Below are 16303 nucleotides of genomic sequence, written 5' to 3'. Positions count from 1 at the left end.
GCGCAACACCTTAGGGCAGTGGGTCGGGGTCGGCTGGCTCCGACCGAACGAGTGGGCGGCAGGTCACGCCCGGCGGTCCTGGTTCGCTTCCGCGACCGGTGGCGTTCCCGCTTCGACGAAGACGAACCGTCGGTACGACCAGAATCGGAACAGCGTGCCGAACCCGGTGCCCACGATGAAGCTGGCCACGTTGTCGGCCAGTCGGGTCTGGAAGACGGCCGGCCAGATGCTGCCGAGCCCGTAGTGGCTGATGGCGAGGCAGGCCACCGCGATGCCCAGCCCCACCGTGTTGAAGAAGAAGAACAGCGCGTACTCGCGGGCCGGGTGGGAGCGCTTGCGGTGCCGCCAGGTCCAGAACCGGTTGCCCAGGAAGGCGAAGGTCGCGGCGATGACCGTGGCGATGGTCTTCGCGGTGATCTGCTCGACGCCCTGCGGGCCGATCAGGTAGTTGAACAGGGCGAAGTCGATGAGGAAGGCCACCCCGCCGACGGTCGCGAACTTGCTCATTTCCCGGATGAGGTGACCGAAGCGGTCGATCAGGGAGTGAACCAGACCCGGGCGGGTCTGCCGGGAGCCTGGCTCCCCGGTCATTGTGGCGGCCACCGTGCGAGCGTACCGGTTGGCCGCCCCGGGAGCGGGTAGCAACGGGCACCGGGGTGCACCGGTGCGGCGGCACGGACGGGCACGAACGGAGCGTAACCGGATCCGTGCGATCGGGTGTTCTTTTCCGCTTCGGTACTCCGGGTCGTAAATCGCCGTCGCCGGTTCGGCCCGGGTGCCGTCACCAGGAGGTCCGCCGAAGGATTTGCGTGAAACTGCGCGTGAAAGCGGGTAAAGGCTCGTGATGCCGCAGCGTGACCGCACCTTGTGCAGTTCTTCACAACCAGTCCCACTGACTGGAGAGGTCCTCCGGTTTACGCTGAGGCCAATCCCAGGTTTCCACGAAGGCGACGCGCATCGCGCCGCTGAGACTCGTGCACTCCATAGACCGGTCAGCGTCGACCACAAGGAGATGTGTCATGGTTGCTCCGGCCACCGTTCGGGGTATCGATCAGGCCCCTACGTCCCACCCGAAACTGCTCGCCTGGGTCCGTGAGGTCGCTGAACTGACCACCCCTGACCAGGTCGTCTGGGTGGACGGGTCCGACCAGGAATGGCGTCGCCTCACCGACGAGCTGGTCGAAGCCGGGACACTCGTCCGGCTGAACCCCGAGAAGAAGCCCAACTCCTTCTACGCGCGTACCGACCCGACGGACGTCGCCCGGGTCGAGGAGCGCACCTTCATCTGTTCCGTGGACGAAGCGGACGCCGGGCCCACGAACAACTGGATGGCGCCGGCCGAGATGAAGCGGACCATGACGGATCTGTACCGCGGCTCGATGCGCGGGCGCACGATGTACGTCATCCCGTTCTGCATGGGCCCGATCGAGGCGGAGAGCCCGATGTTCGGCGTCGAGATCACCGACAGCCCGTACGTGGTCGCCTCGATGCGGATCATGACCCGGATGGGCGCCTCGGTCCTGCAGGCGATGGGCGACGACGCCGACTTCGTGCACGCCCTGCACTCGATCGGCGCCCCGTTGGCCCCCGGTCAGCAGGACGTGGCCTGGCCGTGCAACGAAACCAAGTACATCTCCCACTTCCCGGAGACGAGGGAGATCTGGTCGTTCGGCTCCGGGTACGGCGGCAACTCGCTGCTCGGCAAGAAGTGCTACTCGTTGCGGATCGCCAGCGTGATGGGGCGCGACGAGGGCTGGCTCGCCGAACACATGCTGATCCTGAAGATCACGTCGCCGGAGGGGCAGGTCTACCACATCGCCGGGGCCTTCCCATCGGCCTGCGGCAAGACCAACCTGGCCATGCTGGAGCCGACCATCCCGGGTTGGAAGGTCGAGACGATCGGTGACGACATCGCCTGGATGCGGTTCGGCCCCGACGGACGGCTCTACGCGATCAACCCGGAGTACGGCCTGTTCGGCGTCGCCCCGGGCACCGACTGGAAGACAAACGCCAACGCCATGCGGACGCTGGAGCGGGGCAACTCCATCTTCACGAACGTGGCCCTCACCGACGACGGCGACATCTGGTGGGAGGGCATGGGCGAACCGCCGGCCCACCTGATCGACTGGAAGGGCAACGACTGGACGCCGGAGAACGAGAACCTCTCCTCGCACGCGAACAGCCGGTTCTGCACCCCGATCACCCAGTGTCCGATCCTGGCGGAGGACTACTACAACCCGAACGGCGTACCGATCGACGCGATCCTGTTCGGTGGCCGGCGTCGCGACACCGTGCCGCTTGTCACCGAGGCACGGGACTGGGTGCACGGCGTCTACATGGGTGCCACGCTCTCCTCGGAGACCACGGCCGCCGCCTCCGGTGCGGTGGGCGTGGTCCGCCGCGACCCGATGGCGATGCTGCCGTTCATCGGCTACCACGGTGGCGACTACTTCCGGCACTGGATCGAGATGGGCAAGGGCGCCGACGGCGACGAGTCGAAGCTGCCAAAGGTCTACTACGTCAACTGGTTCCGTAAGGACCCGGAGGGCGGTTTCCTCTGGCCGGGCTTCGGCGAGAACTCCCGGGTGCTCAAGTGGATCATCGAGCGGATCGAGGGCCGGGCCGATGCCGTCGAAACCCCGATCGGCATGGTGCCGACCCTGGACGCCCTGGACGTCGAGGGGCTGGACATGACGCCGGAGGACGTCCGCATCGCGCTGAAGGTGGACCCGGACGAGTGGCGCAACGAGTTGCCCCTGGTCACCGAGTGGTTCGAGAAGTTCGGCGACAAGCTGCCCGGTGTCCTCTGGGCCGAGCTGGACGCCCTGCGCGCCCGACTCGACGCGGAGCAGCCGCAGCGAGGGGTGTGATCGACGACGGATCCGGGCATCATCGGATCCCATGAGGACGGCCGCCGAGACCGAGGTCCGGCGGCCGTTCGCCGTCCGGACGCTTACCGCACTGTTGGCGGTGACGGCCGCGGCCACCGTCGTGGTCGAGGTGCTCAACTGGTGGTACGCGCCGGAGCAGGGGTTCGGGCTCGCCGTGCGTACCGGCTGGGCGATGCTGCGCTCGTTCGGCTTCCTGCTGCTCATCGGGCATGTACGTCGCGGCCGGACAGTGGCCCGTCCGTTCGGTCTGATCCTCGCCGTCACCACGGTCTTCGCTGTCGGTCGGCTGATCGTGCCCCGCCAGGGCGTACCACCGTTGCCCGGCCTGCTCGGCTTCGCCCTGCTCACCGCGCTCTGCGCGACAGTCGTCTGGCTGTTGTACAGGTCGTCGGCGCTCGCCGGGCACCTGGTGCGGCACCGCTCCCGGCTGGTCATCGACCGTTCCGGCATCTCCTGGCGGGAAACGCCGCCGAGCCGGCCGGAGGCGAGCGCCTGGCTGCTGACCAGCCGGGTAGCGGCGTTCACGTACAGCCCGCTGATGCTGGTGCCGGCGCTTGTCGCCACCGCCGCGATCCTGGACGGACAGTTGCTCGCCGTACCCGCCGTGCTGCTCTGGCTGGGTGCCGGCATCGCGACCAGCTACCTGGTGCTGTTCTGCACGGCGTTCCTCCTGCGCGGTAGCCGCTGGGCGGGCACGCTGCTGATCGTGGTGACGGTCGCCGTGCTCGCCGTCGATCTGCCGTTGTGCTGGTGGCTGCTCGGCGTCGACGGCCTGATACGCGACGGTGCGCCGCTTGTCGTCGCCGCCGTCCTCACCGTCTACGGCATCCGCCGCGCCGCCCGCCCCACCCCACTCCCTGCCTGACCCATCCCCGGCGCCCCTCCCGTCCGCCGCCACCTCCCGCCATGCCCCTGCCCTGCTTCAAGATCCGAGCAACTTCGGCGATATTGCTGCCTCAGCCCGAGGTGGAGGCAGCAGCATCAGGGAAGTTGCTCGGATCTTGAAGGCGCCAGCAGACGCGCGGGGAGCTCCCTGCTTGCTCTGCTTCAACTGGCGCACTGGATCCGGGACGATCGCAGTGCGTCAGTTGAAGCAGAGCTGAGGGGGCGGAGCAAGGGGGAAGGCAACAAAGGCAGAGCCGGCAGTGCAGGGCAGGCAGGGCGGGAGGAGAGGCTGTGCGCGACGAGTTCGACGTGGTGGTGGTCGGGGCCGGGCCGGCGGGGTGGCTGCCGCTCTGGCGGCCCGCCGGGCGGGTGCCGAGGTGTTGCTGTTGGACCGTGCCGAGTTTCCCCGGGACAAGGCCTGCGGCGACGGTATCGCCGCGCACGCGTTGGACGTACTCGCCGAACTGGGTGTGCGCGACGCGGTGGCCGGCTTCTCGCCGGTGCCGGCGTTGCGGCTGGTGGCACCGGACGGCGGTGCCGTGGCGCGGACGTTGCCCAGACCGGCGTACACCGTGCCGCGGCAGGTGTTCGACGCGCGGCTGGTGGCGGCGGCGGTCGGGGACGGCGTGCCGTTGGGCCGGCGGGCGGTGCGCCGGGTGGAGGTGCGCGCCGACCGGGTCGTGCTGGACGGGGAGATCTCCGCCGGGGTGGTGGTGGGTGCCGACGGCGCCGGGTCCGTCGTGCGCCGGGCGTTGGGCGAGCCGAACAACCCGGACCGCCATCTGGCGCTGGCCATCCGAGGGTACGCACCCGCGCCGCCCGGACCGCCGGCCCAGCTCATCGTCACCTCGGCCGCCCGCTGGCCGGCGTACGCCTGGTCGTTCCCGATCGGTGACGGTCGGGCGAACGTCGGGTACGGGGAGGTGCTGCGGGGCGAGTCGCTGACCCGCGCGCACCTGCTCGACCGGCTGGCGGCGCTGTTGCCGGGCACGGATCCGGCGGCGGTCAGCTCGCTGCGTGCCCATCACCTGCCGCTGTCCACCTTCCGGCCGACGCCGGGACGGGGCCGGGTGGTGCTCGCCGGCGACGCGCTCTCGCTGATCAACCCGCTGACCGGTGAGGGGATCTTCTACGCGTTGCGCTCCGGGGCGCTGGCCGGGCAGGCCGCGGTCGGTGCTCCTGAGCATGCCGCGCGGCGGTACGCGAGCGAGCTGCGTAGCCGACTCGGCACCCACCTGCGGCACAGCTCGGCGGCGGCCTGGCTGGCCCGACGGCGGCGGGTGGTGGACGCGGCGGTGCGGGCGGCCGATCGGGACGGACGGGTCTTCGGCAGGGTGGTCGAGCTGGGACTGGGCGATGGTCTGCTGGACGGCCGGACGCTCGGTCTGATCGCCCTCGGCCTGCCGGTGCGGCATCGGCCACCGGCACACTGATCCGTAGGGCGGCTCGCTACCCTGCTAGGTGATGACTCTGCGGAAACTTCTCTACTCCGTCTACGAGCGGCGGCTGACGGCCAAGCTCGCGGGCCGTCCGGTGCCCCGCCACGTGGGTGTGATGTGTGACGGCAACCGCAGATGGGCCCGGGAGATGGGCTTTGTCGATCCGAACGACGGGCATCGGATGGGTGCCGAGCGGATCAAGGAACTGCTGCGCTGGTGCGACGCCGCGGGTGTGGGGCACGTGACCCTGTGGCTGCTCTCCACCGACAACCTCTCGCGCCCGGCGGCGGAGCTGGACCCGCTGCTCCAGATCATCGAGGATCTCACCACCGAGCTGGCCGCGGATGCCAACCCCTGGCGGCTGCGGATGGTCGGCGCACTCGACGTGCTGCCGACGCGCCTCGCCACGGCACTCAAGGCCGCCGAGGAACGGACCAGGGAACGTACCGGCAGCGCTCAGGTCAACATCGCCGTCGGGTACGGCGGCCGGCGGGAGATCGCCGACGCGGTGCGCTCGTTGCTGCTGGAGCGCGCGGCGAACGGCGGCACGCTTGAGGAACTGGCCGGGTCGCTCGACGTCGACGACATCTCCGAGCACCTCTACACCCGTGGGCTGCCGGATCCGGATCTGATCATCCGGACCAGCGGGGAGCAGCGCCTCTCCGGCTTCATGCTCTGGCAGTCGGCGCACTCGGAGTTCTACTTCTGCGAGCTGAACTGGCCCGATTTCCGGCGCGTCGACTTTCTCCGCGCGCTGCGCTCCTACGCCACCCGCCAGCGCCGCTACGGGGTCTGAGAGCGGCGCCGGACGGGGTCGGTTGCTCAGCTGAGGCGGTGGGTGGCCTCGGTGAGGAAGTCACCCAGGTCGGCCGGGGAGTCGATGGTGAGGTCGGCGGCTTCGGCGACCTCGTCGCCGGTCTCCGGGTTGGCGACGGCGACGCAGACACCGAGAAAGTCCGGGTCGGCGGCGGCGCGGGCCCGCAGCGCGGCGAAGGCCTTGATGTCGGAGACGTCGTCGCCGAAGTACCAGGCCGCGCGTACCCCCTGCACCAACTCGTCGATCACCATGCCCTTGTCCCGGTCGACCGGTGGCTTGATCTCCAGGACCATTCGTCCGACCTGTACCCGCAGGCCGAGGCGCTCGGCCTGATCGCGGCCCCACTGCTCGACGGTGTCGGCAAGTTGCGGCGCGGTACGCCAGTGCAGGGCGACCGACAGCCGCTTGTACTCCACAAGGGTGCCGGGCGGCAGTTCGGTGCGGGCCAGTTCGGCGAGTTCGGACATTGTGGGCACCCACGGCAGGGCGGCCGGCTCGGTGACCGTGTCGCCGCCGGAATGGCTGTGCTCCAGGCCGTAGAGACCGTACAGGTCGACACCGGTGAGCCCGTCGAAGTGCTCGCGCAGGAACTCCACAGGTCGGGCCGAGACGATCGCGATGCGCCGCACGACCGGGGCGAGTGCCTCGATGGCGGCCAGCACCTTCGGCGCGGGCTGTACCTGTGTCGGATCGTCGGCGACCGGCGCGAGGGTGCCGTCGAAGTCGAAGAAGAGGACGGTCTCGGCCGCCCGGTCGGCGGTCGCCCGCCAGGCATGGTCGGCGTTCAGCGGGATCTTCGGCTGCTGGTTGCCCAGATTCAACGGCGGCACGCGCGACAGCGTACCCCGGGTTCGGTCGGTCAATCCTGACGTGAATCCGGTGTGGGCGACAGGTGTGATTCAGCGTTCGGCGGCTCCACGTCCCCGGCGTCCGAACGGCACCACCGCCGCTTCCTGGCCGTGGCTCAGCAGGTAGCCCTCCACGAAGCCGGAGTTCCGGTCGCCGGTGTGTGCCTCGATTTCCCGCAGCCGCTCCACCAGGAACTCGGTGAGCGCGGTGAGCCGATCGTTGAGCCGGTCGTGCAGTTCGGCGACGACGGCCAGGACGATCGCGGTGCCCGCGGTGGCGAGCGCGAAGAGGTTGACGAGCAGCGGAAGCTGCCCGCCGTTCAGGGTCAGGGTCACCGCGTTGCCGGTGACGCACAGCGTCACCGAGACCGTCGCGACCACGACAGCCAACCATTTCAGGGTCATGGAGAGACCCCTTTCTGTCCCGCAGGGCTGGGTTCGGCCTTGTCCCGTCCCCCCGCCGACGACGAGCCCAAGCAGTACGAATACGGACGCTAGCGCGCCCGATCCCGCCCCGTAGCGAAACGAATCAGGCTGACCTGCCGTTCTTTCGCCATCTGAGGAACTAGCTGGCCGCGTCTCCTCGTTTTCGGACACTCAGCGGCAGCGTCGGGCGATATGCGAGGTAACGAATGGTTTCCCGGATGTGGAACTTCTCCGCGTCCGAGACGTCGGGGTCGACCAGCCGGCGGAGCAGCGCCTCGACGTCGGGGTCCATCGGCGGTGGTGACGGCGAGGTTCGGCGCGAGGTCGTCCGGTCCCAGCCCAGCGCCGCGAAGGCCACGGCCGGGTCGAGCCCGAGGCCCTCGCAGAAGGCCACCACCCGTTCCGCTTCCGGGTCGCTGGCCCAGTCGCCGCGTACCCACCGGTTGATGGTCTGTCGGGAGACGCCGGTGCGCCGGGAGACCTCGGTGCCGCTCCACGCCCGGGTCGCGCGGGCCTCGTCGAGGGCGCGCCGGACGAAGGTGGCGAAGGCGATCTTCCGCGCGTTGGCCGTCTCGGTCACCTCGTGACCGTACGACCGTTGAGCCTGGGTGACAGCGCCTGCCACGCGTCTGTCACGCTTGCGTGACGTCGTTGCAATGTGGCCGGAGGGGGGTCCGGCGCTCTTCCTGAGGGGTGCCACCTGGGCAGGATAGATGTACGTAGGTGCGGAGGCAAACGAACGAAAAGCTGATACTGTCACGTTCATGGGACAACCTACGGTGTGTCACGTGCATGAGACGACCAGTGCTCACCTGCGTCACGCGCCCGGTGCGAGGGGGACGCGGTGACCGAACTCGCAACCCGTGCTCAGGCGTTCAGCCTGGTGGCCGAGGGGGTCGCCGCCGGGCTGAGCGCGCCGTGGCGCCTCTACCTCGCCCACGGCTGCCGCTACCTGTCGCTGAGTGTCGGTGACCGAGCCGAGTGGAACGCCTGGCGGACCCACCTCGGCTGCCCGGAACTGAGCGTCCGGGTCTACGACGCCGGCGGCGAGATCCGCCGTTCGTCAATGGCTGAGGTGGTCATGGACGGCTGCCGGATCAGCGTCGAACTGGTCGAGGAGATCGGCACCGACGACCTCGACCGGCTGCTGGTGGCCGACCCCACCACCGTCGAACCGGAGGAACGATGACGTCCGCGCGGGGAACCGGAGCCGCCGGATGAGTCCGTTCCTGGCGATCTTCCTGGTGCTCGTGCTCGCGGCGACGAGCTACGCCGCAGGGCGGCTGCACGGGCAGCTCAGTTACCGGATCGGTTACCGCTTCGGCTACCGGCAGGGCTACTTCGACGGGGACCGTGGTGCGTGGAACCGGCGTCGCCGGGACGCGCAGGCGGCCATCGCCTCCGCTCTCGCGGTCGCGGCACCATCGTCGCCGCCGGCCCGGGTCACCGCCACCGTGAACCCGCTCCCGCCACGCGGCGCGAGCCCGGCGCCGTCAGCCCTACGGTCCGAGGGACCGCAGGGGGAGATCGAGAAGGCCGGGGCAGCCCGGCCGGGCACCACGTACACGGGTTCGTCCTTCGCGGAGCCGGCCGCCTCGGTCACCGGGCGGCACCCGACCGGCACTCTCGTACGACGGACCGGCTGAACCGGTCGACGGGCCCAGGCCCGTCCACAGGCGCGGCGCGTACGCCCTTCCGGGTGGCGCCGCTGGGGCCACGTCAGACCGGTGGCGGTGGTCCCACCGGCCGGGATGCGCGCAGGGGGCATGCATCCCGGCCGGTTCGTTCCCGGCCTCGCCGTCCGGCGGTGTCGCGGCACCGCCCGGCGCTGCCGGATGGCCGTGGGGTCCGCAGTGGCACCGCCGCAGGCCGAGTCCGGGGGCGTCCGGGCACGATCTTTGAAACGTGACCTAGCCGGGACGGGTGCGGGGAGCTAGCGTCTAGGCATGGCGCGGGGTTGTCCCGAGCCAGCCGGCCCGCCCGGCCTGCGACCTCGCGCACGGGGCCCGCATCCGACCCCGTGTCAGCCGGGCATCCGGAGGAGGCGGACCGCGGGTGGCCGGGTGCCCATCCGCCGGAGCAGGCCTGTGACGACTCGCCGTACGACCGCCGGTGCCGACCAGGGCCCGGCCGCGACTACCACGACCCGCCGCAGCACCCGGAGCCGCCGTACGGCGGCCTCCGGTTCGGCCGACCCCAGGGAGCCCCGACCAGCGGGCCAGTCCTTCGTTCTGGACACCTCCGTACTGCTCAGCGACCCGGCGGCGTTCCACCGCTTCGCCGAGCACGAGGTGGTGCTTCCGCTGGTGGTGATCTCCGAGCTGGAGGGCAAGCGGCAGCACCCGGAGCTGGGCTGGTTCGCCCGACAGTCGCTGCGCATGCTGGACGAGCTGCGGGTGCGCCATGGTCGGCTGGACCGGCCGGTGCCGGCCAACGATGTCGGTGGCAGCCTGCGGGTGGAGTTGAACCACACCGATGACGGGGTGCTCCCGCCCGGCTTCCGCAACGAGTCCAACGACGCTCGGATCCTTTCCGTCGCGCTGAACCTCGCCGCTGAAGGACGGGAGGTGACGCTGGTCAGCAAGGACATGCCGTTGCGGGTCAAGGCCGCCTCCGTGGGGTTGCGCGCGGACGAGTACCGGCACGGCCAGGCCAGCGACCCGACCTGGACCGGGATGGCCGAGTTGGAGCTGGCCGAGGACGACATCGCCCGGCTCTACGCGGGAGAGGTCGTCGACGTGGACTCGGCGGCCGGTCTGCCCTGCCACACCGGTCTGGTGCTGCACTCGTCCCGGGGGTCGGCGCTCGGCCGGGTGCTGCCGGACAAGACCGTGCGGCTGGTCCGTGGTGACCGGGAGGCGTTCGGCGTGCACGGCCGCTCGGCCGAACAGCGGATCGCGCTCGACCTGCTGCTCGACGAGTCGATAGGCATCGTCTCGCTCGGTGGCCGGGCCGGCACCGGCAAGTCCGCCCTGGCGTTGTGCGCGGGGTTGGAGGCGGTGATGGAACGTCGCCGGCACAAGAAGGTGATCGTCTTCCGCCCGCTGTACGCCGTCGGCGGGCAGGAGCTGGGTTACCTGCCCGGTTCGGAGTCGGAGAAGATGTCGCCCTGGGCCCAGGCGGTCTTCGACACCCTCGGTGCGGTGGTGCACGAGAACGTGCTGGAGGAGGTCACCTCGCGCGGTCTGCTGGAGGTGCTGCCGCTCACCCACATCCGGGGCCGCAGCCTGCATGACGCCTTCGTCATCGTCGACGAGGCGCAGTCGCTGGAACGTGGCGTACTGCTGACCGTGCTCTCCCGGATCGGCCAGGGCTCCCGGGTGGTGCTGACCCACGACGTCGCGCAGCGGGACAATCTGCGGGTCGGGCGGCATGACGGTGTCACCGCGGTGATCGAGGCGCTGAAGGGTCACCAGCTCTTCGCGCACGTGACGCTCAGCCGTTCGGAGCGTTCACCGATCGCCGCGATGGTGACCGACCTACTGGAGGACGTGCCGACCTGACAGCCGTTTTGGGCGGATTGCGTTGATATTTGGCGTGACCCACGTCACAGTTGAGGTCCGTGGTTTCCCATCGGCCTCACTGTGCGCGATGGTGTCCCACGGGCGCCCACGCACCGGGCGCATCGTTGGTCGTCGTTCGTCACTCCAGCAGAGGAGCGGGCGACGCCGGCAGGCGACGCGGTGCGTCCACGGTGGCCGGCACGCCGGCCACGGGCGCCCGTGGCGCGCCACGACCCAGTGGGTCGCGGCACGCCACGTCCCTGAACCCGACGAAGGGATCACTTCGTGAGTCGGCCGTGGAGCCGGTTCGCCGCCCGCACCGCAGCCGTCGCGCTGCTCTCGGTGGGCGTAGCCGGCGGCTTCTATCTGAGCGAGGACCGCCAGTCGCAGCGCTCAGGCCCCGGCGCACAGGTGGCCGGCAGCGTCAGCGAACTCGACGTCAACGTCGAATACCGGCAGCAGGAGGCGGTCTCCCGCCAGGTCCGCACCGCCCGGCAGCAGGCCACCGAGGTCAGAAAGCAGGCCAAGGCCGCCGCCGAGAAGGCCCGCAAGGCCGAGGAAGCGGCTCGCAAGAAGGCCGCGGAGAAGGCTGCCAAGGAGGCCGCGGCCCGGGCCGCGAAGCCGTACGACGGCCCGATCCCCGAGTCCTGCGAGGAGTACAGCGGCAACCGTAAGGTCGGCTGCGCCCTCATGATCGACGCCGGCTTCAAGATCGACCAGTTCCCCTGCCTGGACCGCCTCTGGAACAAGGAGAGCGGCTGGAACCACAAGGCCCGTAACCCGTCCTCCGGGGCGTACGGCATTCCGCAGGCGTACCCGGGGAACAAGATGTCCTCCGTCGGTGACGACTGGCAGACCAACCCGGTCACCCAGATCAAGTGGGGGCTCGGCTACATCAAGGGTCGCTACAGCACGCCCTGCGCGGCGTGGAACCACTCACAGGCCAAGGGGTACTACTGAGCTGAGTCACGGCGGCGGGGCGCGGGCGACCGACCCCGCCGCCGTGTGTCTCGTACCGGGAAAAGTGGCGGCTGTCGGCGTTTACTGATAGCTGTTGACGGGTGACCCTGCTCCCCGGAAGTGGCGACCCGCACCGGTTCGGCACCGTGGCCTTCTATGCGTCCATCGGCCGGGCGTTCGTCGCCATGTGCGCGGTGGTGCCGGTCCTCTTCCTGATCGAGGGCCTCGACGTCTGGCTCGGTGCCGGCTTCGACTCCGCCGCCGGGATCATCCCGCAGCGCATCGACGGGCTGGACGGTGTCTTCTTCTCACCGTTCCTGCACCACGGCTTCGACCACCTCTACAGCAACAGCATCCCGCTGATCCTCCTCGGCACCTTCGTGCTGGCGGCGGGTGCCCGGCGTTTCCTCTGGTCCACCCTGGTGATCGTCCTGGTCAGCGGGCTCGGCGTGTGGTTCACCGGCTCGCCCGCCACGATCGTCGTGGGTGCCAGCGGGGTCATCTTCGGCTACCTCGGCATCCTGCTCACCCGGGGCATCTTCGAGCGGAGCTGGTGGAACTTCGCCGTCTTCCTGCTGGTCGGGCTCCTCTACGGCGGCCAGTTGGTGGGCGTGCTGCCGACCGACGAACGGATCTCCTGGCAGGGGCACCTGTTCGGGCTGCTCGGCGGTATCGTGGCCGCCATCATCTTCCGTCGACGCCGGTCCGACCTCGACGGGCCGTACCGTTCCGAGTCCCCGATGACCATGCCCTGACGCGTCCGCCGAGCGCGGCGACCGCCACCGCGACCAGGGTCAGGAGGGCGCCGAGCAGGGTCGTCGCGTCCGGATGCGCGGCCGCCGAGGGCAGCAGCATGTCCAGCAGGACCGCACCCACCACCTGCCCGGCGACGGTGGCCAGGCCGAGCAGCAGCACGCCGGTGAGACGGACCACCGCGGCGGCCACCGCGATGAAGGTGACACCGATCGGCCCGCCCAGGTAGAGCCAGAGGTCGGTGGGCAGCCCACCGGGCGGCAGCCCCCGCAGCACGAGGCTGACGACGAACGCGACGAGCAGCACCGCCGTACCGACCGCGAAGTTGACAAGGGTGGCGGTGAGCGTGCTCTCGGTGACCACCCGGACCCAGCCGTTCACCGCCTGCTGCCAGGCCACCGCGACCCCGGCGAGCAGCGGCAACACGGCCAGACCGAGGGTCGCCGGTTCAGCGAACCGGTCGCTCACCGCCAGCAGCACCGCGATGACGGTCAGCACCGCCCCGGCCAGCCGGGCACCGGTCACCGGTCGCCGGCCACCCGGGCCGACCCCCGCCCGGTCGACGAGCAGGCTGCTGGCGGACTGCCCGGCCACGATCGCCACCGTGAACACCGCGACTCCCAGGGTGCCGACAGTGGCGCCCTGGGTGAACACCAGGAACGCGCCACAGGCACCGCCGAGACACTGCCAGGGGCGAAGCGTCCCCCGGCTGAGGCCGGTACGCAGCGTCGCCAGGCCGCGCCGCCCGGCGCCGGTGGCCGGCACCAGGATCAGCAACAGCAGCAGGCCCGACCCGAACGAGATGACGGCGGCGGTAACCCCGTCACCGAGGCGTACGCCCAGCTCGCCGTTTATCCGTGACTGCGTCGCCACGGCGATCCCGGCCACGGCGGCCAGCGCCACCGCGCCGAACCGGCGACCCGCCGACACCGTCGGCCGGGTCGCCGTCGGGGCACTCAAGCCTGTTCGTCCAGCGGCCGGCCGTCGAAGTCCACGGCCGAGTAGAGCGCGAGCTTCTCCAACCGGTGGTACGAGTCGATCACCCGGATCGTGCCGCTCTTGGAGCGCATCACGATCGACTGCGTGTACGCCCCACCGGCCCGGTACCGCACGCCGCGCAGCAGGTCACCGGAGGTGACGCCGGTGGCCACGAAGAAGCAGTTGTCGCCGGTGACCAGGTCGTCGGTGGTGAGCACCCGGTCGAGGTCATGGCCGGCGGCGATCGCCTTCTCGCGCTCGGCGTCGTCCTGCGGCCAGAGCTTGGCCTGCATCATCCCGCCCATGCACTTCAGGGCGCAGGCGGCGGTGATGCCCTCCGGGGTGCCGCCGATGCCCATCAGCACGTCGACGTCCGACTCGCCGCGCGCTGCGGCGATCGCACCGGCGATGTCACCGTCGGAGATGAAGCGGATGCCAGCCCCGGCGCGGCGGATCTCGTCGACCAGGCCGTCGTGCCGGGACCGGTCGAGCACGCAGACGGTGACCTCGGAGACGCTTGTGCCCTTGGTCTTCGCGATGCGGCGCAGATTCTCGACGGTGCCGGCCTCGATGTCGACCACGTCCGCGTAGGCCGGGCCGACGGCGAGCTTCTCCATGTAGAAGACCGCGCTGGGGTCGAACATCGCGCCCCGTTCGGCCACCGCCAGCACCGCGAGGGCGTTCGGCATCCCCTTGCTCATCAGCGTGGTGCCGTCGATCGGGTCGACCGCGACGTCCACCTCGGGGCCGTCTCCGTCGCCGACCTCCTCACCGTTGAAGAGCATCGGGGCGTTGTCCTTCTCGCCCTCGCCGATCACCACGATCCCCTTCATCGGGATCGAGTTGATCAACTTACGCATCGCGTCGACGGCGGCCCCGTCGCCGCCCTCCTTGTCGCCCCGGCCGACCCACCGGCCGGCGGCCATCGCTGCCGCTTCGGTGACCCGGACAAGATCGAGGGCGAGGTTACGGTCGAGGTTCTGTGGGGTTCGCGTCCTGGCGGTGGTCATGAAAACGGCTCCTCCTCGCGGCGGTGCGGGGCGGGCCGGCGCTGCCGGCTTCGTTGCTGATCCTCACACGATGGCGGACGCAGAGCCGGGTCGGGGCGGTGATGGCACGGATACCGCCGGTCGGGCGGCTGCGAGAATGGCCGGGTGGAACCTGCACAGCCTGCCGACCGCGCACCCGCCGATGAGCCCGTGCCACCGCCCGCAGCCGCCGCGAAGTCCGAACGGTCGCCGCGGGACATGGCCATCTCGCTGCTGGTGCTGCTGATCCCGATCGCCCTGCTCCTCGCCTTCTACCGGGGCTTCCTGGGCGGGGACGAGCCGAACACCGTCGATCCGGCACCGGCCTTCGAGCAGGCGAAGTCGGCAGGTGCCTTCCCGGTGAGCGAACCGGCCGAGCTGGGCGACGGCTGGCGGGCGATACGCGCGGCCTACCGGACGGCCGAGGACGGGGCGATCCTGCGGGTGGGATATGTCACCCCGGAGGGGCGTGGCCTGCAACTGGTGCAGAGCAACGTCCCGCCGGAGCGGCTGCTGCCGGCCGAGCTGACCGACGAGGGACGGCCCCAGGGGCAGACCGATCTCGGCTCCGGCACCTGGCAGCGCTACACCGCCCGGGGCAACGAGCAGGCGCTGGTGCTGCTCCAGCCGGAGCGCACGGTGATCGTGGTGGGCGACGCCCGGGACAACGAACTGCGGGCCCTCGCCACCGCCGTGGATTGACAGTCCTCGGCCCGGCCGGGCATCCGCCACATCAGCGTGAGCGTGACCGGCGGCGCGGTGCGGGTGCCCCCTGCATGTCGGCCCGATCCGCTACGCTCCCCGGGTTCGATGCCTGGCCGGCCCCGGTCGGTCGGGCTTTCCTGCTTGAAGAGAGACGATCTGTGAACATTCGACGGTGGAGCGTCGGCCTCATCGCCGCCACGCTGCTCGTTCCCGGCCTCGCCGCCTGCAACAACTCCGGCGGCGACTCGCCGTCCACGGGCTCCTCGCCCGAGTCGGTCATCCCGGCCGACCCGAAGGCGGCGCTTGTCGCCTCCACCAAGGGGCTGGCCGAGGGCAACTTCACGTTCACCATCGCGGCTGACTCGATGACGGGCAAGGGCACGTTCCACAAGCCCAGCAACAGCGCCCAGATGTCGATGACCATGGGTGGCGAGGACTTCACCATGGACTTCGACCTCATCCAGATCCAGCCGGACACCTGGGTGAAGGTCGACCTGGGCGAACTTTTCGCCGGCATCCCGGGGATGGAGGCGATCAAGGACAAGTACCAGCACCTCGACGCCGCCAAGGCCAAGGACGCCAAGAACCTCGACATCTTCAAGGACGGCACCGACCCGGCCGACGCCGCCGGCATGTTCGAGGGCCTCGCCGAGGTGCAGAAGACCGGCGAGGGCACCTACAGCGGCACCTTCGACCTGACCACGGTGAAGGACTCGGTCGCCGCCGACGAGGACATGCTCAAGGAACTGGGCGACAAGGCGAAGGCGATCCCGTTCACCGCGAAGCTGGACGCCGAGGGCCGGCTGAGCGAGCTGGTCATGTCCCTCCCGGGGGCGGGTGAGACCAAGGCACAGGACATCAAGGTCACCTACGCCGACTACGGTGCCGCGACGGCGGTGCAGAAGCCGCCGGCGGACCAGGTCATCGAGGCGAGTGAGCAGACCTACGAGATGTTCAAGTAGGTCGAGCGGTAGTGCTGCGGGGGTGGGCTCAGCCCGCCCCCGTTCGCGTTCCGGCGGACGGTCCCCGCCGGATCAGGGGGATGTCGCTGGTTTCGGGTGATTGCGTGG

At 70.2% G+C, this 16303-nt stretch carries 16 protein-coding genes and 2 pseudogenes; 11 read left to right on the top strand and 7 right to left on the bottom strand.

Annotation, left to right across the window (positions count from 1 at the left end; genetic code table 11):
- Window positions 1–63: 63 nt before the first annotated feature.
- Window positions 64–591 (bottom strand): GtrA family protein, encoded by a 528-nt coding sequence (locus CLT74_RS17905; protein WP_099847562.1) that lies wholly within the window; start codon window positions 589–591, stop codon window positions 64–66.
- Between the two features lie 208 nt (window positions 592–799).
- Window positions 800–881: pseudogene (locus CLT74_RS31405) on the bottom strand (GtrA family protein); the annotation flags it as partial.
- A 138-nt stretch (window positions 882–1019) separates the two neighbouring features.
- Between CLT74_RS31405 and CLT74_RS17895 the strand changes: the two are divergent.
- From CLT74_RS17895 to CLT74_RS17880, 4 genes and pseudogenes are all read left to right on the top strand, one after another.
- The gene (locus CLT74_RS17895) at window positions 1020–2870 is read left to right on the top strand and encodes a phosphoenolpyruvate carboxykinase (GTP) (RefSeq protein WP_099847560.1); all 1851 of its coding nucleotides are present in this window, start codon (window positions 1020–1022) and stop codon (window positions 2868–2870) included.
- A 31-nt stretch (window positions 2871–2901) separates the two neighbouring features.
- Window positions 2902–3756, top strand: coding sequence for a hypothetical protein (locus CLT74_RS17890; RefSeq protein ID WP_099847559.1), 855 nt, complete (start codon window positions 2902–2904; stop codon window positions 3754–3756).
- A 311-nt stretch (window positions 3757–4067) separates the two neighbouring features.
- Window positions 4068–5209: pseudogene (locus CLT74_RS17885) on the top strand (NAD(P)/FAD-dependent oxidoreductase).
- A gap of 31 nt (window positions 5210–5240) precedes the next feature.
- Window positions 5241–6011, top strand: coding sequence for an isoprenyl transferase (locus CLT74_RS17880; protein WP_099847558.1), 771 nt, complete (start codon window positions 5241–5243; stop codon window positions 6009–6011).
- Between the two features lie 26 nt (window positions 6012–6037).
- Here the strand turns inward: CLT74_RS17880 and otsB are convergent, their stop codons facing one another.
- The 3 genes from otsB to CLT74_RS17865 form a co-directional block, all read right to left on the bottom strand.
- Window positions 6038–6862 carry a trehalose-phosphatase gene (gene otsB / locus CLT74_RS17875; protein ID WP_099847557.1) on the bottom strand — a complete coding sequence of 275 codons (825 nt, stop codon included), beginning with the start codon at window positions 6860–6862 and terminating at the stop codon, window positions 6038–6040.
- 69 nt (window positions 6863–6931) lie between these two features.
- Window positions 6932–7285 (bottom strand): hypothetical protein, encoded by a 354-nt coding sequence (locus tag CLT74_RS17870; RefSeq protein ID WP_099847556.1) that lies wholly within the window; start codon window positions 7283–7285, stop codon window positions 6932–6934.
- 160 nt (window positions 7286–7445) lie between these two features.
- Entirely contained in the window at window positions 7446–7886 is a 441-nt protein-coding gene (locus tag CLT74_RS17865; RefSeq protein WP_099852266.1) for a helix-turn-helix domain-containing protein, read from the bottom strand.
- 264 nt (window positions 7887–8150) lie between these two features.
- On the opposite strand from CLT74_RS17865, the gene CLT74_RS17860 reads away from it, so the two are divergent.
- From CLT74_RS17860 to CLT74_RS17840, 5 genes are all read left to right on the top strand, one after another.
- Complete coding sequence (locus tag CLT74_RS17860) at window positions 8151–8495, top strand: hypothetical protein (protein ID WP_099847555.1); 345 nt, start codon at window positions 8151–8153, stop codon at window positions 8493–8495.
- Between the two features lie 28 nt (window positions 8496–8523).
- Window positions 8524–8952 carry a hypothetical protein gene (locus tag CLT74_RS17855; RefSeq protein ID WP_099847554.1) on the top strand — a complete coding sequence of 143 codons (429 nt, stop codon included), beginning with the start codon at window positions 8524–8526 and terminating at the stop codon, window positions 8950–8952.
- 441 nt (window positions 8953–9393) lie between these two features.
- Window positions 9394–10809, top strand: a complete 1416-nt coding sequence (phoH2, locus tag CLT74_RS17850; RefSeq protein WP_099847553.1) for an RNA 5'-3' helicase PhoH2 — start codon at window positions 9394–9396, stop codon at window positions 10807–10809.
- Between the two features lie 285 nt (window positions 10810–11094).
- Window positions 11095–11769 carry an aggregation-promoting factor C-terminal-like domain-containing protein gene (locus tag CLT74_RS17845; RefSeq protein ID WP_099847552.1) on the top strand — a complete coding sequence of 225 codons (675 nt, stop codon included), beginning with the start codon at window positions 11095–11097 and terminating at the stop codon, window positions 11767–11769.
- 101 nt (window positions 11770–11870) lie between these two features.
- Complete coding sequence (locus tag CLT74_RS17840) at window positions 11871–12524, top strand: rhomboid family intramembrane serine protease (protein WP_099847551.1); 654 nt, start codon at window positions 11871–11873, stop codon at window positions 12522–12524.
- Here CLT74_RS17840 and CLT74_RS17835 read toward each other — a convergent pair.
- Together CLT74_RS17835 and glpX are read right to left on the bottom strand one after the other, a co-directional pair.
- Window positions 12454–13482, bottom strand: coding sequence for a DMT family transporter (locus tag CLT74_RS17835; RefSeq protein ID WP_486582391.1), 1029 nt, complete (start codon window positions 13480–13482; stop codon window positions 12454–12456). The genes CLT74_RS17840 and CLT74_RS17835 overlap by 71 nt on opposite strands.
- Complete coding sequence (gene glpX / locus CLT74_RS17830; RefSeq protein ID WP_099847550.1) at window positions 13479–14510, bottom strand: class II fructose-bisphosphatase; 1032 nt, start codon at window positions 14508–14510, stop codon at window positions 13479–13481. Before glpX ends, CLT74_RS17835 begins: the two co-directional genes overlap by 4 nt.
- Window positions 14511–14654: 144 nt before the next feature.
- Between glpX and CLT74_RS17825 the strand changes: the two genes are divergently transcribed.
- Together CLT74_RS17825 and CLT74_RS17820 are read left to right on the top strand one after the other, a co-directional pair.
- Window positions 14655–15230, top strand: coding sequence for a DUF4245 domain-containing protein (locus tag CLT74_RS17825; RefSeq protein ID WP_099847549.1), 576 nt, complete (start codon window positions 14655–14657; stop codon window positions 15228–15230).
- Window positions 15231–15391: 161 nt separating this feature from the next.
- On the top strand, window positions 15392–16195 hold the full coding sequence (locus CLT74_RS17820) for a hypothetical protein (protein WP_486582390.1): 804 nt from the start codon (window positions 15392–15394) through the stop codon (window positions 16193–16195).
- The last annotated feature ends 108 nt before the right edge of the window (window positions 16196–16303 follow it).

This window comes from Verrucosispora sp. CNZ293 (assembly GCF_002754655.1).
This window is presented reverse-complemented; position numbering and strand designations above follow the sequence as displayed.

Coding starts and splice junctions, on each gene's coding strand:
- CLT74_RS17905 (WP_099847562.1), bottom strand. CDS start 591: ATGACCGGGGAGCCAGGCTCCCGGCAGACCCGCCCGGGTCTGGTTCAC.
- CLT74_RS17880 (WP_099847558.1), top strand. CDS start 5,241: ATGACTCTGCGGAAACTTCTCTACTCCGTCTACGAGCGGCGGCTGACG.
- CLT74_RS17890 (WP_099847559.1), top strand. CDS start 2,902: ATGAGGACGGCCGCCGAGACCGAGGTCCGGCGGCCGTTCGCCGTCCGG.
- CLT74_RS17895 (WP_099847560.1), top strand. CDS start 1,020: ATGGTTGCTCCGGCCACCGTTCGGGGTATCGATCAGGCCCCTACGTCC.
- glpX (WP_099847550.1), bottom strand. CDS start 14,510: ATGACCACCGCCAGGACGCGAACCCCACAGAACCTCGACCGTAACCTC.
- CLT74_RS17855 (WP_099847554.1), top strand. CDS start 8,524: ATGAGTCCGTTCCTGGCGATCTTCCTGGTGCTCGTGCTCGCGGCGACG.
- CLT74_RS17870 (WP_099847556.1), bottom strand. CDS start 7,285: ATGACCCTGAAATGGTTGGCTGTCGTGGTCGCGACGGTCTCGGTGACG.